Annotated in this window: 13 protein-coding genes; 5 read left to right on the forward strand and 8 right to left on the reverse strand. The window is 58.3% G+C overall.

The annotated features are described in order from the left end of the window. Positions 1-12: 12 nt before the first annotated feature. Positions 13-303, reverse strand: a complete 291-nt coding sequence (locus J4G14_01125) for a YlxR family protein (GenBank protein MCE2456403.1) — start codon at positions 301-303, stop codon at positions 13-15. A 54-nt stretch (positions 304-357) separates the two neighbouring features. After that, positions 358-2,013, reverse strand: coding sequence for a transcription termination/antitermination protein NusA (gene nusA / locus J4G14_01130; protein MCE2456404.1), 1,656 nt, complete (start codon positions 2,011-2,013; stop codon positions 358-360). A 431-nt stretch (positions 2,014-2,444) separates the two neighbouring features. On the opposite strand from nusA, the gene J4G14_01135 reads away from it, so the two are divergent. After that, positions 2,445-3,449, forward strand: a complete 1,005-nt coding sequence (locus J4G14_01135; GenBank protein ID MCE2456405.1) for a PD40 domain-containing protein — start codon at positions 2,445-2,447, stop codon at positions 3,447-3,449. A gap of 84 nt (positions 3,450-3,533) precedes the next feature. After that, positions 3,534-4,322: an enoyl-CoA hydratase/isomerase family protein gene (locus tag J4G14_01140; GenBank protein ID MCE2456406.1), complete on the forward strand. Its 789-nt coding sequence runs from the start codon at positions 3,534-3,536 to the stop codon at positions 4,320-4,322. Between the two features lie 3 nt (positions 4,323-4,325). Here the strand turns inward: J4G14_01140 and J4G14_01145 are convergent, their stop codons facing one another. The 3 genes from J4G14_01145 to J4G14_01155 form a co-directional block, all read right to left on the reverse strand. Further along, a complete protein-coding gene (locus J4G14_01145; protein ID MCE2456407.1) occupies positions 4,326-5,435 on the reverse strand; it encodes an amidohydrolase in 1,110 nt (369 codons plus the stop codon). Positions 5,436-5,446: 11 nt separating this feature from the next. Further along, positions 5,447-6,400, reverse strand: coding sequence for a D-2-hydroxyacid dehydrogenase (locus tag J4G14_01150; protein ID MCE2456408.1), 954 nt, complete (start codon positions 6,398-6,400; stop codon positions 5,447-5,449). A 93-nt stretch (positions 6,401-6,493) separates the two neighbouring features. Further along, entirely contained in the window at positions 6,494-7,501 is a 1,008-nt protein-coding gene (locus tag J4G14_01155) for an AIR synthase family protein (protein MCE2456409.1), read from the reverse strand. Between the two features lie 55 nt (positions 7,502-7,556). Here J4G14_01155 and J4G14_01160 point away from each other — a divergent pair, with 55 nt between their 5' ends. Continuing rightward, complete coding sequence (locus J4G14_01160) at positions 7,557-8,261, forward strand: HAD-IA family hydrolase (GenBank protein ID MCE2456410.1); 705 nt, start codon at positions 7,557-7,559, stop codon at positions 8,259-8,261. A 7-nt stretch (positions 8,262-8,268) separates the two neighbouring features. Here J4G14_01160 and mfd read toward each other — a convergent pair whose 3' ends face one another. Together mfd and J4G14_01170 are read right to left on the reverse strand one after the other, a co-directional pair. Then, complete coding sequence (mfd, locus tag J4G14_01165; GenBank protein MCE2456411.1) at positions 8,269-11,928, reverse strand: transcription-repair coupling factor; 3,660 nt, start codon at positions 11,926-11,928, stop codon at positions 8,269-8,271. Between the two features lie 132 nt (positions 11,929-12,060). Next, positions 12,061-12,426, reverse strand: a complete 366-nt coding sequence (locus J4G14_01170; GenBank protein MCE2456412.1) for a metallopeptidase family protein — start codon at positions 12,424-12,426, stop codon at positions 12,061-12,063. A 131-nt stretch (positions 12,427-12,557) separates the two neighbouring features. On the opposite strand from J4G14_01170, the gene J4G14_01175 reads away from it, so the two are divergent. Next, positions 12,558-13,616 (forward strand): DUF1524 domain-containing protein, encoded by a 1,059-nt coding sequence (locus J4G14_01175; GenBank protein MCE2456413.1) that lies wholly within the window; start codon positions 12,558-12,560, stop codon positions 13,614-13,616. 55 nt (positions 13,617-13,671) lie between these two features. After that, positions 13,672-14,859: a mandelate racemase/muconate lactonizing enzyme family protein gene (locus tag J4G14_01180; GenBank protein MCE2456414.1), complete on the forward strand. Its 1,188-nt coding sequence runs from the start codon at positions 13,672-13,674 to the stop codon at positions 14,857-14,859. 34 nt (positions 14,860-14,893) lie between these two features. On the opposite strand, the gene J4G14_01185 is transcribed toward J4G14_01180, so the two are convergent. After that, positions 14,894-16,690, reverse strand: a complete 1,797-nt coding sequence (locus J4G14_01185; protein MCE2456415.1) for a hypothetical protein — start codon at positions 16,688-16,690, stop codon at positions 14,894-14,896. Positions 16,691-16,703: the final 13 nt, after the last annotated feature.

A 16,703-nucleotide genomic window follows, 5' to 3' on the forward strand; every position in this document is an offset into this window, starting at 1 on the left:
TGTCTCGAGCCTTTAGTCTACAGATTCTGTTACGGACGCGATTGCCACTGTGTTCAACAGGTTATTCCACTCGCCCTCGCCAATCCTGGTCTTTAGCGAGTGTTCCAGCCTGCCGCGCCTCAGTGACTCAGGGGCGGCTCTGCACTCCATGCAGAGGTAGGCCCCGCGCCCATTGAGCTTGCCACCCTGGTCGACTGTGACCTTACCTTCAGGCGGCGACACGATTCGCAGCAATTCCCTTTTCGCGGTCTTCAGCCCACAGGACACACAGGTTCTTAGAGGAATGCGTTTGCTCTTTACCATGGGCGAAACTCCATCCAATTCGCTCCAGGAAACAGCAGTAACTCGCTGCGGGTACTATCTCCGCCTTCTGACTGGCCTGCCCCGTCGACGGCTCCGCCCACGGGCGGGTGGCGGCGAGTCGGTGCTTCCATCTGCGTTGCCGGCCCTCCTTGTGCGCCTTGCCGTAACGCCACCTCTCAACCCGGCGATGTCCTCGGCAAACCTGATCTGGCTGGGCTCCGCCTGCCCTGCAGCAGTTGGGATTGCCCAGACATGCTCAGGTAGATCACGAAGCGAGGTCGCTTCGGCTTCCTTGGCGGCTTGAGCCTCGCGTTCCTGCTCCTCAGCTTCAAGTGCGGCGAGGAATTCTGCCTCCTCACGCTCGAGCTCGGCCAGGATTGCGGCTTCTTCGCGCTCTCGTTCAGCTTGCGCTGCAGCCTCAGCCTCTTCGTCCACGACTTCTTCAACTGGCGCTTCTTCAGGGACAGCCTCGACGATTGCCTCCGCAACCTCCTGAACGGCTGCTGCCGCCTCTGCGACCACGGCGTCCTCTGCAGTGGCAACAGCAAGTTCAGGCTCCACGGGCGGTGCTTCCTCCGGAGCTTCAGCAACGGCTGTGAGAGCCTCCTCCGCCTGGCGCGCCGCTTCTGCAGCTGCCTCTTCGGCGGCAATCCGAGCGCGCTCCAGTGCGAGCGCTTCGGCCTCGGTCGAACTCTTTATATCAACGCTCCATGCGGTAAGTTTGGCTGCCAGCCTGGCATTCTGCCCTTCTTTGCCGATTGCAAGGGAAAGCTGCCTGTCCGGGACCACGGCGATGGCCGCCTGACTTTCTGAGTCGAGTTCTACCCTGAGAACCTGGGCGGGATTGAGTGCGTTCGCGATGAATCGCGAAATGTCCCTGTTCCACTCTAGAACGTCGATCTTCTCGCCCTGCAGCTCATTGACGATGTTCTGTATACGCACTCCCCTAAGTCCGACGCACGACCCCACGGGATCTACGCCGTCCTGGCGTGCCCGTACCGCTACCTTGCTGCGTGATCCAGCCTCGCGAGAGACCGCTACCATCTCGACAGCACCGTTGTAGATCTCGGGAACTTCCATTTCAAACAGTCGTCGGAGGAAGTCCCTGTCGGCACGCGATACAACTAGCTCAGTGCCCCGCGCCGTGCGCTCGACTGACCTCAGCAGGACCTTGAATTTCTGACCCTGCCTGTAGCGCTCATTGGGCATCTGTTCAGACTGTGGAAGAATAGCCTCGCCCCTAACCATGTCTACGACGACATGCCTGGGCTCAATTCTCTGTACAGTGACTGAGAAGACCTCGCCCACCCTGTCAGTGAACTCCTGGAACACGAGGTCGCGCTCGGCCTCTCTCAGGCGTTGTACAACCACCTGCTTGGCAGTCTGCGCCGCGATTCGGCCGGCACTGTGCGGGATCTGCTGTGTCGAGATGACGTCGTCAACCTGGGCATCTGCCTTAATCTGGCGCGCCTCTTCGAGGGTGATCTCGGTCACCGGGTCTACTACTTCAGCGGCAACGGTCTTCAGAATGTTGACCGTTACATCACCAGAACCGGGGTCTAGCTTGACCGAAATGTTCTGCCCTGCGGCGATCGCGTCCTTTCGGTACGCTGAAGCCAACGCTGCCTCGATAGCAGATAGCACTATCTCGCGCGGCAGATTTCGCTCGGCGGCCAACTGGGTCAAGGCGACAAGGAAATCGCTCTTCATTACTCAGCCACCTCCACTTTCTGGCGGATTTAGGATTCCCGATTTAACAAAGAAAGTGGGCGATGCCCACTTCCGCAAGTCAACAAATTCAACGATGGATTTCATCGGGCATTATAACAGCAATACCCCTCACTAACAAGCAGACGAGGCAGCCGGTTGTAGTCTCAGGTCCAGCAGTTCCGGAGCGGATATTTGAACAGCATCCGGAAGGCAATCCTGCTGGGACTGCCGTATCCCAAGTGGTTGCAGACACCTCCGAGCCCACGTCTGTTCAGGCTCTTCCCTGAAGTACGGAATTCCTCACTCCGACATACATTTACCTTCCCTTAGCTTGGAGGGCCGACAATTCGCTATGTTACGATTGGTTTCGTTCTAATACTTGTTCAAGAACTGTCTCAACTGTGCGGCATCTCGCCTGCAGGAGGCTACTGGTGTCTTTTCGATCGAACTTACCGTACGCTGCTCCCCTGTCACTGACCATCTGTCTGTGGGTGGCGTTGGCATTCGTTCTAGCGGGATGCGCGACGGAGGGATCTAGGATTGTCTTCACGTCTGACCGAGACGGCAATCTGGAGATCTATTCCATCTCCTCCACTGGCGAGGATGAGAGGAACCTGACCCAGTCGAATCGCGACGAACACTCTCCCCTGTTGTCTCAGAACCGAAGCTTGATCGCCTTCCTCACCGGCACCAGCGAAAGGTCGGCGCTTGAAGTCATGCGGACCGACGGCTCTGAACGTATTCAGATCGCAAATGGCGAACTGTTATCCGACCATCGTTGGAGTCCGGCGGGCGAGCGAATCGCATTCCTCGGAAGACAGGGAGATCGCAAGAGAGTGATGGTGGGATACACCGATGGCTCGGGGAGCGGGCTTTTGACCTCGATAGAAGCAGATGAGGTCGGAGACTGGGCGCGGAACGGCGAATACGTTGCCTTTGCCCTTACGGAGTGGGATGGACAGGGAATCTACGTACGAAACCCCGACGGAGTCAATGAGCTGAGACTGTCGGACCAGCCCGACTACAGCCCTCGCTGGTCTCCATCCTCAAGGCAGATCGCCTTTCTGTCAACTAGGGACGGCAATCCAGAACTCTACATAATGGACGCCGACGGCACCAACGTGAGGCGACTTACCAACACTGAAGGCGCCGAGTACGACATCGCATGGTCACCCAGGGGAAGGCGAATTCTTTTCGTCTCTGAGCAGGATGGAAATCCTGAGATATACTCTGTAGCGAACGATGGAACAGACATGACACGGTTGACGTACAATACGGTCGTCGACAACCAGCCAGTGTGGGCGCCTTCGGGACAGTTGATAGCTTTCGTAAGCTATCTCGACGGTGACGCTGACATATTCGTCATGGACGCTGACGGTTCCAACCAGAAACGGCTGACCGACAATGACGCCGACGACACCAGCCCATCCTGGTGATCGGCCACATGCGTGCAGGCTGTCCTGATCTGTACGGCTTGCTATTATGAGTAAGTCAGTCTGACCATCTCCGGAGGAACCGAAATGTCCGAGCCAAGTGTCATAAGTGAGCGAGTTGGTGATGTCGGTGTCCTGACACTCAACAGGCCCGACAAGATGAACGCCATAGACCGCAGCATGATCGACGATTTTCATTGTGCCGTCGATCAGGCTCATGAAGACGGTGTTCGTACCCTTCTAGTAACTGGCGCGGGGCGAGGATTCTGTGCAGGAGCGGACCTGACCCCCGCTCCGGGACAGGGACACATACCTGGCACCGAAACGCTGGCGCAACGAGGGATGCCGCTCGGCTATCCTTCGCTGATGCTACAGCGGTTCCCAAGACCCACGATTGCCGCCGTGAATGGCGCTTCCGTTGGCGCCGGATTTGGCCTCGCACTCGCCTGTGATATTCGGATCGCAGCCGAGAGCGCCAGATTTTCGGCGATCTTCGCCAAGCGGGCGCTGTCGCCGGACTATGGCTGTACACAACTGCTGCCCATGGCGATCGGCATGTCGAAGGCGCTGGAGTTGATGTACTCTGGCGACATTATCGACGCTACGGAGGCAGAACGCATCGGTCTCGTGAGCGAGGTCGTGCCTGATGACGAGCTGCTGGAGCGAGCGATGGACTTGGCACAGAAGCTGGCCTCCGGCCCCTCTGTCGCGCACGGATTAACCAAGAAACTCGCCTACTCGTCCTACTCCCGCGATCTGCACGACCAGCTGTGGCATGAGGGCCTGGCCAGTCAGACAAGTGGTTCCACAGAGGACAGGGCTGAAGGCGTGCAGGCCTTCCTCGAAAGACGCGAGCCTGTTTTCAAGGGGCGGTAGTAGCTACTCCTCGTTAGACACCCCGAGTAGTCGAGCCACGGCGCCTCCCAGGATCAGGTCGCGCTCATCCTGCGTTAGGAAGTCGCGGTGGGTCCGAATCATGTCGACGTTCTGCCTGTAGGTCCAGAAGCGCATTACGATAGGCATGTCCGTTCCCCACATGAGGCGTTCCGCACCAATGCGGCTAACGCACTTCTCTATCGCATCGCTCACCTGGAGCATCGGGTAGTCCCATACCGCACCAAGCGCGATCGGGAATAGGAACTGAAGATGCAGGTTCGGGTGGTCGAACGGACGGAAGACATCGTCAGGAAGGTCTACTGACTCTTCAGTCATGAACGCCCGCCACTCAAGGCCGTGGGTCATGACTACCGGCACATCGGGATATCTCTCCATCCAACGAGTGAGAGTAGCCAGCTCCGCTGCATAGCTCTCGACTGCCGGGTCCCGGCGAGGCTTCAACGAGAAGAATACCGGAATGCCCAGTTTCGCTATTCCGTCCCAGAACTGGTGAAACTCTGGCGCGTCCCACGGGCCGCTGTAGTTGTACAGATCAAGCTGTGGAGGCAGGAACTGAAGACCGACCAGCCCACCGTCCTCTACGGCACTCGTGACACTCGCGAGTGAGTCTGCAGGGTCGGTGTTTGTCTTCCACTCTGGTGTGTGTGCCAAGCCAAGCAGCCTGTCGGGATACTGAGAAACGCAGTCCGCTATGAATTCGTTTCCGATGCCCAGGTAGGGCGTCCGGTGCAGAAGCGCCTTTGACACGCCAGCGTAGTCCATCTCGGCCACCAGCCGGTCTGCAGGGTAGCTCATGTCGGTGACGGACGGCGGGAAGTACTGCTTGAAGTAGCGCTCACCATCTGCCGTCCACTCGAATCTCCCGTTCGTGGCGGCGTGGAAGTCTGATGGCTTCAGCGCGTTCAGAGATTGCCAGTTGTCGGCATCGATAAGTGCCGACGCGTCGCCTGGGGCAAGGTCGCGTGCCCTCCATACTGGCTGATGATGGGTTGCCATTGCCTGCTGAAGATGCCGCCGGAAATCGTCAGGATCGTCGAATCCACCGTCCCCCGCGGTTGATGGGAAGCAGTAGGCGTGTCCGTCAAAGATCATTTCTCTCTCCCTCAGAACCCCGCGGTCTTGTCGCAAACATAGATGAAGGGCTCGTTTGCCAGGAATCTGCGCAGGTTCTCCCTGAAAATCTCCCTTCGACCCTCCCACATTTCAACCGTCAGCGCAGAGGAGTGAGGAGAGATAATCACGTTGTCGAGGTCCCACCACGGACTGTCCTCTGGCAGCGGCTCGACCTCGAAGGCATCGATACCCGCCCCGGCGATGCTCTTGTTGCTCAACACATCGAACAGGGCGTCCTCATCGACGATTCCCCCTCTTGAGATGATTATCAGGTGCGCGGTCGACTTCATCAACGCAAGTTGCTCCGCTCCAATCATGCCCTTCGAGTCCACCGTGTACGGCGCAGTCACCACGAACCAGTCAGACATTTGCAGCAGATCGTTCAGCCGGTCCAGTCCCCACACATCGCTGACCCCGGGAGGAGCCTGAAAAGGGTCCCTGTCAACGGCATAGACTTCCATGCCGAACCCCATCGCCCTTCTCGCGACGCCTGAGCCGATGTCACCGAGAGCAAGGATGCCCATCGTAGTGCCCTCCATCTCGATGAAGGATCGGTCGTACTTGGCTCCATCCCAGACGTGAGCCTTCTGATCGAGGACCATCTCGTTTGTGCGATGAGCAAATGCGAGGCACATGGAAATGACATGGTCTGCCATTGGCGCCGCATGAGGTCCTCTTGCGTTAGTGAGAACGACGTCACTATCGACGATCTCCGGGATTTCAGTCAGCTTATCGATGCCTGTGCCGGGGCAATGCAACCATCGAAGATGGTCGGCAGCGAGAAACACGTCCCGATTTGGCGCGCCCAGGTACGCGTCCGCGTCTTTGATCTCGCGGGCCTGATCTTCCTGCGACGTTGCAAACACGAACTCGACACTTGGGAACTCGCTTGTGAGACTGTCCTCGAATCCGTCACCAAAGAGGCTGGTTACAACTACCTTCATCTGAAACTCCCGTACTCACGTTGTGCCGTTTCCCAATTGTCCTACTGCAAATGCTCAACCACGCTAACACAATCTGCTGAGGGTGTCTGAGAACTATGTTTCCGAGAAATAACTTGCAATTTCATCTCTGGCGAATCTGGGGAACTCAGCTTGTTTTCCTGTTTTGAATAGCTTCACGTCCTGGTGTTTGTCAGTAGCACTACCGATAACTGCCGCAGGGATTCCCTCATCGTTAAGAGCTTCAACAATTGCTGTTGAATCTCCGGGGGCGACTGCAGCCAGGAGTGCCCCGGACGCGATCAGTCCCAGTGGGTCAAGGTTAAGTGCCTCGCAGATTGCGATACATTCGGGGAGCAACGGGATTGCTTCGAAATCGACTTCAATGCCTAGTCCGGAAGCGGCCGCCAGCTCGTACAGGCCACCCGACAGGCCACCCTCTGTGGGGTCATGCATGGCGTGGACCTCTCCAGCAGCAAGCGTTACCTGGGCATCGCGAACGACACTGATTCCTGGATCGGTAAGCCCATCGGCCGCTGCCTCAACGCTCTCCCGACTTACACCGGCCTCAAGGAGAGCGTCTGTCGCTTCTCTTGCAAGTATCGACGCACCCTCAATCGCAATCCCCTTGGTGAGTAGCAGAGCGTCGCCAGATCGGACGCCGAAACTGAAGACCGCCCGGTCCTTGCTGACTTCGCCCAGCATTGCCCCGACCGCAATCGGTCTGTCGAGTCGGTAGGTAATCTCCGTGTGCCCACCAACCAGCGCTATGCCAAGGTCTGAACATGCCTGATTGAGCTGCTGAAAGATCTCCGTGACTCTTGGCTCATTAGTGCCCTCAGGCAACAGCAGAGTGGCGAGCAGCCACTTCGGTGTGGCTCCCATTACAGCTATGTCATTGGCGTTCACATTTACCATGTACCATCCGATTAGGTCGGTAGCGAAGGTTATCGGATCCGTCTTGGCCACCAGGTACCGATCACCGAAGTCGATGAGCGCAGCATCTTCACCCGCCCGGGGTCCAAGGACTACACGGGGGTCGGTAATCTCTACTCGGGCCAGGAGTCGGCCAAGTACGTCTATGGGTAGTTTACCTGCCTGCACCTCTTCCTACCTTTCAAGTTGGAAATCTGAATCGCTGTGCTATTATACGACGGCCATGATTCAGGCCATCTTCTTCGACCTCTACGGTACCCTTGCAGGCTTTCAGCCTGATCGATTTCAGATACAGTCGCAGGCGTGCGCGCAGTTCGGGATTGAAGTCACTCCCGACGGAATTCTCAGGGGGTACGCGCTCGCTGACGCATTCATGTCTGATCAGAACGCCGTTCAACCCGTGCGCACGTTGAGTCCCGGTGAGAGGAATGAGTTCTTCGCAGAATACGAGCGCCGCGTGCTGAGGGGGTGCGGCGTCGACGTGTCGGTCCGGCAGGCAGCAGAGGTCTGGACGGCGGTCAGAGAGATCCCTTACGAAATGGCGAGATTCGATGACGTTCTACCGGCCATGGACTTACTGAAGCAGCAGGGATTTACGCTCGGCCTCATCTCCAACATGAATGCGCCTGGAAACCAGCTAGCAGAAGACATGGGACTGACCCCCTACCTCGATCTTGTTGTTACATCCGGCGAAGTGGGAATGGAAAAACCCCATCCGCAAATCTTCCATGAGGCGTTGCGGAGAGCGAGCGTCTCGGCTGGCGATGCGGCCCATATTGGTGACCAGCTTTCCTCAGACATCGACGGCGCCAGAAACGTTGGAATCCACCCGGTCCTCCTCGACCGCGACCGCAATCACACAGGTTTCAGCGAGTGTCCGAGAATCGAGACGCTAATGGAGCTTCCCATGCTAATGGGTGGGCTGTAGGCGATACTCAGTTGGCCGCCGGACTCAGGATCTGGCGCATCATCTCCTGGTTGAACTCTGCAAGTTCCTTGACGAGTTCCATCAGCGACTCCTCCCAGCTCTCACTGAGCATGCCGAGATCAAGACGAATCTGGGTGTTGCCAATCTCAGCAGCGCTGGACAGCCGACGACGAAGCGCATTTCGTGCGCCTCCTACCTCGTGCTTCATCCTGAGCACGATCCGTTCGCTCTCCCTGGTAATGGACTCTATCCCGGCCTTCTTGCCGGCAATTCGCAGCTTCGCAGAATAGAGTAGCGCCTGTGCCTGCCACGGCAGTGGCCCGAACCTGTCCCTCAGCTCGTCTTCTATGGCGTCGATGGCAGCCGGATCGTCGAGCGCAATGATCCGCTGGTAGAGCCCCATCCTGGTTCGGAGGTCGGTCACGTAATCCGAGGGAAGGCTTGCAGGGATGCCAATGTCCAGACCAACTCCGGGATCAGGCTGTAGAGCCTCTGAGACGGTGTCATCGGCGCCCTCCCTGACTGCGTCGGCCATCTCTTCCGGACCCATTCCCGATAGCTCGCCCGCCTCGCGCCTGGCACGAAGGTCTTCAACTGCCTGCGAGAGCATCCGGGTGTAGAGCTCGAACCCGACGGCGTGGATGTGCCCGCTCTGCTCTGCGCCGAGAATGTTCCCTGCCCCTCGAATCTCAAGGTCCTTCATCGCGATCCTGAATCCGGCCCCGAGTTCAGTTGCTGCAAGCATCGCCTTGAGGCGACGTTCAGCGGTCTCGTTGAGTGCCTGAGAACGCGGAATCAGCAGGTAGGCGTATGCGCGACGACTACTCCGCCCCACCCTTCCCCTGATCTGGTAAAGCTGTGCAAGTCCGAACGCGTCAGCCCTGTTGACTATCAGCGTGTTCACATTGGGTATATCCAGGCCCGACTCGATTATCGTCGTGCACACGAGAACGTCCGACTCGCCATCGGCAAACGATCCCATTGCCTTCTCAAGTTCACCCTCAGCCATCTGCCCATGCGCAATACCGACCCGAGCCTCAGGAACAATTCTCCGAATGTAGTCAGCGATGTAGGCGATGTTGTAGACGCGATTGTGAAGGAAGTACACCTGTCCCTGGCGGTCCAACTCACGCAGGATTGCCTCACGAATCAGTTCGTCGCTGAACTCCGACACGTACGTCTTGATCGGCAGCCGCTCTTCAGGCGGCGTCTCGATTGTGCTCATGTCACGTACGCCGGCCAGGGACATGTGCAGCGTCCGTGGAATCGGAGTTGCCGTGAGCGTTAGGACGTCGACCTCCTGCCGCATCTGCTTGAGCCTCTCCTTGTGACCGACGCCAAAACGCTGTTCCTCGTCGACGATTACCAGGCCAAGGTCTTTGAACCTGACATCCTTCTGAATCAGGCGGTGAGTTCCGATGCAGATATCGATGTTGCCCGAAGCAAGCCGCTCAACAATGTCGCGCTGCTCTCCCTTGGTGCGGAACCGGCTCAGTACGTCAACGGTGACAGGGTACGGGCTAAGCCGCTGTGCGAACGTTACGTAGTGCTGCTGGGCCAGCACGGTCGTGGGAACGAGCACACCCACCTGCTTGCCTTCCATTACCGCCTTGAACGCTGCTCTCAGGGCGATTTCGGTCTTTCCGTAACCAACGTCACCGCACACCAGACGGTCCATCGGACGCGACTTCTCCATGTCCGACTTGACCTCTGCCAGTGTCGCGAGCTGGTCAGGCGTCTCCTCAAACGGGAACGACTCCTCAAGCTCCTGCTGCCACGTGGAGTCCGGGCTGAAACTCAGCCCATTGACCATCTCCCTGGCAGCGTAGAGAGCAATGAGTTCGGCGGCCATCTGACGTGTCGATCTCTCTGCCCTCGACTTTGCCCTCTTCCACTCCTGGGTACCGAGCCTCGTGAGATGAGGAGGCGAATCGCTTGGAGCAACATAGGGAGCGACACGATCGAGATGCTCCAGCGGCACGTAGAGCCTGTCCCGATTGGCGTACTCGAGCATCATGTACTCTGGCCCGTCTTCGGCGCTGCTCGATGGCCTTCCCACACCGGTAAACCTGCCAACTCCGTGCTCGACGTGCACGACATAGTCGCCGGGGGAGATTTCCGACAGGAACGCGTCCCAGTTCGCCCTGTTGCGCCTCACAGTGCGGCGCTGCTTGGTGACGCCGAATATCTCCGTGTCTCCAAGAACAACGAGCCTTCCATCTGGAACGGTGAGAACGAAGCCGTCTCCAAAATTCGGGCCTGAGGACTGGACGAGGGTCAGATTTCCAGGGCTGGGAGGCGACTCCAGCGAAGCAGTGAGCTCACTCCGAACAGAGTACTGGGACAGTATCTCCTCAAGGCGCCTGGAGTGACTTGTGATCGCAAGAGTTCGAGCGCCGTCTGAAATCAGGTTGTCCGCATCCTCGACGAAACTCTCGATCCTGCCAATGAACGTCGGGGGTGATCCAAACGGCAGAGTGTGAATGTCGTCATGTACGAGATCCCCGGCGCCCCAGTACTGGATTTCGAGTTGAGTGGCCTGCTGCGACAGGTCTGGCCGAATTTCGTTCCACTCCATGTGGAACGAAGGGAAGTTCATCGGCAGTTCGCCGCGCCGCTCTTTTGAATCGCGTAGTTCGTGGATTCGTTCCTCGTTGTCCCAGGCCGCCGACGCGAGATCTTCGGGCCTGATCTGAATTACCAGGGCGTCTTCGGGAATGTAGTCGGCGAGCGATCCATGGTTGAAAAAGCCGGCGTACATGTTGAGGTCGTCAACTTCGTGCCCGTCGAGCAGCTGCGAGAACTCCTCGCGTATTCGCTCCTGGTGCACCGGCGTGCAATTGGATACCTCTATCCTGGACATCTGCCTGTCGAGGTCTTCCCTTTCGACCATTGCTGGCAGCGTCTCGTGTGCCGGGATGATTCTCAGCGAGTCGACCATGTCGGTTGAGCGTTGGCTGGACGGATCGAAGCGTCGGATGCTCTCTATCTCATCCCCCCACAGCTCGATACGCACTGGGTAGTCGGCGCCTACGGGGAAGATGTCAATGATCCCGCCGCGCCTGCTGACGAATCCAGGACCATAGACAGCCGATTCGAAGCGGTAACCCATCCGACGCCAACCTTCCAGGACATCGTCCAGGTCGACAAGGTCGCCCACGCTGAGACTGTGTGAACTACCCTCAAATGCCCGACGGTCGAGCGTGCGCTGGGCCACAGAAGTTGCAGAAGCCACCACCACGGCATGAGGCTCGGAACTGGCGAGGAGAGCGTCCAGGGCGCATAGCCGCTGTTGCACGGTGTCAATATCTGTGTACAGACGCTCGAATGGCAAAGTCTCCGTCTCCGGAAACTGGTGTACCCTCTGCGGCTCCCGGACCCACGCACTCAGACGCTCGTGAAGCCGCCGAGCCTCTTCAGGTCTGGGCACGACGATGACTGTTGGCAGATCCAGGTCTTCGAGAAGTGCGCTGACCAGGAACGGAACAGAGTCCGAGAGAACCTGTGCCCTTGACCGTGAGGCTGAGCTTCCCAGTGACTCCAGAAGGCTCCTGTACTGCGGAGCGGATCTCAAAATCGGTGTCAGGCGATGCAGGTTCAGGTTCGTCGAATCTTCGGAATCGATCCTGACCTCGCCTTCGTGCCGCTCAGCAGTTGTCGTCACCAAACTCAACCTCCCGGCTAACCGGACTTCCAGGGAACACCAGTGAAACGCAAACAAGGCGGGTACGCTCGCCGGACGCCAGTGCAGCGCCACTGCGTACTCGCCATAAATCTGGCGGTGTGGACCCTAGCCCTGTCAGTCTATTCCTATCTCGTGAAGAGCCTCGTCGTCGATTCCGAAATGGTGGGCTACCTCGTGGATGATGGTGGCTCTGACTTCGGTTACGACCTCCTCGTCCGTGCTGCAGATGCTCTCGATCGCGCGCTGGAACAGCGTAATCTTGTCTGGGAGGACCAGGTTGTAGTCGTAGCGGTCCGGAAGCGGTATGCCTTCGTAGAGGCCAAGAAGCATCTCCCGCTCATCCAGTCCTGACCCGATCAGCTGCTCCCTTGACGCCCAGTACTCCACGACCACATCGACATTCTCCATGCGTTCGAGGAATACCGGTGGGAGTTCGTTTATCGCTCGTCTAACGAGCTGTTCAAACCTTCGCGTCTCCATAGCTTTATGAGTGTAACAAAACAGGAAGGTGGTTCTTCAATACTGGAGTGACGCCTGCAACCAATTTAATCCTTCTCCGTGTGCTTTGCTAGAATCCGAGACTCCAACCGACAGCGAAAGTGCCCCATGTAATGACCAGAAACCTACTCTTTGCAATCGGCGCAGCATTCGTGCTCCTTTCTTGCTCGCAGGCTGCCGACCTGATACCTGCTCCAACTCGTACAGTCGCACCAACTCCCGCACTCCCGGCAGCCACCGCGGTTCCGGCTACTGCCGTTCCCGTAGAACCTGCCGCATCGGCAATCATCCTACGGATTGAGGTCGCGGAATGGAGTGACGACATACCCAGGTACGACCGCGGTCAGTGGCGGCACTGGACGGACGAGGACCGCGATTGCCAGGACGCCAGGCAGGAGACTCTGATAGCTGAGTCCACAATCGAAGTCACCTACACTGACGAACGCCGGTGCCGGGTGCAGTCCGGGCATTGGGTCGGGCCCTACACCGGCACCGAAGTGACCGACCCAGGCGACCTTGACGTCGACCACATGGTGCCACTCGCAAACGCGCACAGTGCTGGCGGCTGGGGCTGGTCTGAGGAGAAGAAGGAAGACTACGCGAACTACCTTGCCTATCCGGGGCACCTTATCGCGACTACCGCTCGGGCCAATCGAGCTAAGGGAGCAAAGGGTCCGGAGGAGTGGCGTCCGCCCAACGAGGAATACTGGTGCCAATACGCGCTGGACTGGATCGAGATCAAACGTACGTGGGAACTAACCGCCACGGAAGAGGAGTTCAATGCGCTCCGAGAGATGGCTGGCACCTGTGAGACCAACGTCTTCATCCAACAGGAAGGCACTGATAGCCAGCCTGAGCCGGCAGCCACGATAGAAGCGCCAACGCCAGTGCCAGCAGAGGCAGTACCCACGCCCGCTGAGAACCCTGCTGTCGCACCACTGACCTTCACACCAGTCGTTGCCACACCCACGTACACTCCCGAGCCGACCGCGACCCGGCAGCCCATCCCCACTGCACGACCTGGCTTCGAAGACCGGAACTGCTCGGATTTCGATAGCTGGTCCGAGGCCCAGGACTTCTACCTGGCCGCCGGAGGCCCCAACGAAGACCCGCACAGACTGGACAGGAATTCCGACGGGGTAGCCTGTGAGTCGCTACCCGGCGCTCCTTGACTTAGTATTGTTTCTGACCAACAACCTTGAAGAACAAAGTGAAAGGACTAGCGCGGTGAAAGTCTCTGCCATCAAACCCTATTCGGTACAGGGCGAAGGGGGACGCGGCTACTACATAGTAAAAGTTGAAACTGACCAAGGTATCTACGGACTTGGCGAGGTGGGAATCAGGAACTGGGGAGGCGCCATAACTCAGGCCATCGAGCACCTATCCCAGGTCGTGATCGGCCAAGACCCCTGGAGCACTGAGAGGCTGTGGCAGCAGATGTTCAGGGGCGGCTTCTTCCCGGCAGACAAGGTCTACTGCTGCGCCATCAGCGCAATCGACATTGCACTCTGGGACATCAAGGGCAAGTCTGTAGGGATGCCAGTATACAAGCTACTCGGCGGACCCGTGCGAGACAAGGTCGTCTGCTATCCGCATACTCAGGGCCGAACGAACGAAGAACTTGTGGAGAACTCCGTGCAGGCAGTTAAGGACGGCTGGAAGTTCGTACGGTGGGGGCAGCCCGAAACAGGGGGCACTTTCGAGTATCGCGACGACAGCGACCCTCTCGGCAATCCCAGCATCCTTGAGCCCACAGAATCCATTCGCCTCGCCGTGGAACAGATGGCGATGGTTAGAGAGGCAGTCGGTCCGGACATCCAGTTGTGCTTCGACGCACACACTCGTCTGGACACAGCCCACATGGTCACGATGTGCCGCGCCCTCGAGCCGTACAATCCGTTCTTCATAGAAGACGCGCTCAGGTCCGAGAATCCCGCGAGCTACAGGACTCTGGCACGGCACGTATCGCTACCGATCGCCGCGGGCGAGCAGTGGGCTTCCAAATGGTCCTTCAGAGAGGTCATCGAGGAGGAACTGATCAGCTATGCTCGGATCGACCTCTGCATTGTCGGTGGGCTGACAGAAGCGTTGAAGATCACGCACTGGGCCGAGACGCACTACATCGACATAGTCCCGCACAATCCACTTGGCCCTGTGAGTGCGGCAGCGTGTGTGAACCTGTGCATGGCCTCTACCAACGTTGGTGTACAGGAGATGCCACAGCGTCCGGGCAGCTTCGCCACTGACTTGTTCCCCGTCCAGATCGAGTGGGCGGACGGGTACGCCTGGACTCCCTCCGACAGGCCTGGCCTCGGCGTCGACTTCGACGAAGACTACGCGAAGGCCCATCCTGCGCCGCTGAATGGATGGCCCCCACAGCTAAGAAGGAACGACGGAGCCTTCACCAACTGGTAGAGATCCGCCGCTCCTTGTCTAATGTCTTCTGAGTTCAGTTGTACGAGATCACCTTGAGTCCATTGGCGTCCGGCACCAACAGCACGCTGGTTCCGGGCGCTGATGTGACTTGCTCAGACAGGAGTTCGATCTGCTCGGCGCTCAGCGTCGGTACAAATGCGTCCGGGTCAGGCCAATTGACCTGCGTGACCCTGTAGCCCAGAGTGCTCTCGACTCTGGCTGCCAGGCCCTCGCCCCCCGCAGCTGTTAACAGCGTCACCGGCTTTGAGGCGGATGCTGCGACTGGCTCCGGCTCGTCCGGCTCAAGCTCCCTATCCTGCCGATATATGACCCAGTGGTACGGGATGGCAAGCAGCACCGTAAGAACTACTGCAAGGCCGGTAGAAAGGTCACTGAGCGTGTTGGCGGACAGCTCGGAGTCGAGCAGGTCCCTTAGGAAGAAGAACAGAGTAGAGCTGGCCCCACCGACAAGCGCCAGGAGTCCCAGACACAGGACACCCATGACATAGAGTTTCCGGGGAAGCGCGATGCGCTCCACCTCAGGGTTGGCAAAAGCCGGAAGCTGGACTCTGCGCCAGTGTGCCAACCACACGGGAATTCCGATTAAGTATAGCGTCAGTATCACGGCAATTCGTTCACGCCATTGCACGGAAGTCACAACAACAAGTGAGGACGTGTCCGAAATCAGCCTGAAGAATGTGTCTAACACAACCCCCGAAGCGAACGCGACAGTCAACAGGCCAATCGCCGCGATCAGGAGGTCGTAACTCCTGTTTACGTGGAACGCCTCGTTCCCGGATGACTCGGATATCATCCGGCGTCTGTGATACACCCACAGTGCGATTCCGACGGCTGCAATTGCGATTCCAGCGGGAAGATCTTCGAAGTGGTTCGCCGCCGATTCGCTCGCAGCCCCCAAGAACCACGACAGCGGTGCGTAGATCGCGATTCCAGCGCCCACGAGGGACGCGATCGTCCCGCCCCCTATTGTGGCTACGAACAGGTAGATCCACCTGAGGATCGAGCTTCTATCGTCCGAGGCGAATCTGAACCAGTGCGTCCACCAGATCAGTCCTCCAACGAGAGAGACTGAAAGCGCCGTCCGAGCAGCATCTCCCAAGAGCCTTTCAGAGCCCGTCAAATCAACCGCAAATGCCGCGGAGTAGCCCTCATTGAGAATGAAGTACACCAGGAATCCGACACCCGACGCCAGCATGGCTATTCCCAGGGCGGAGGCCAGATAGAGGTACAGACGACTGATCCCGCGTGTAAGCGGTATGGAATCCGCGCTTTCGTTCGACTCAATCCACCAGTGGTATGCCCACACGGGAGCCCACACCAGGACCGCAGCCCACGAGAACGCAGGGAAGTCACCAACCTGAAGTATCCACTCGATCACCTTATAGCCGTTGTAGGCTAGGAAGCCCACGGCTACCCCCATGGAGACATTCAGATACAGCCGCCTGAGGATGGACCGGCGCTCGGATGGCTGCGCCTCAACCTTGTTCTGTACGAATCTCCAGTGAAGGCCCCAGAGGGGTAGCCCCACTATCGTCAGTGCCAGACCGGTTGCCAGCCGTGTAGTCGAATCCCTGATGACAGGTCCTCCGAACAGCTCATCGAGCAGGGTCATCAGGACCATAGTGATCCCGCTGACAAGCAACATCAGCGCAATGAAAGAGATAGAGTAGAAGTAAAAGCGGCGAGGCGTGCCGATGCCTACATCGGGGCCGGATTCTGCCGCTCTCCTGCGCCAGACAAGCACCCCGTAAATGATCGCTCCTATAATCGCAAGTTGAATCAGGATTGGAATGATGATTAAGGGTGTCATCTGCCCACACTGC

It is taken from the genome of Dehalococcoidia bacterium (assembly GCA_021295915.1).
GTDB lineage: Bacteria > Chloroflexota > Dehalococcoidia > Lucifugimonadales > UBA1123 > VXRN01.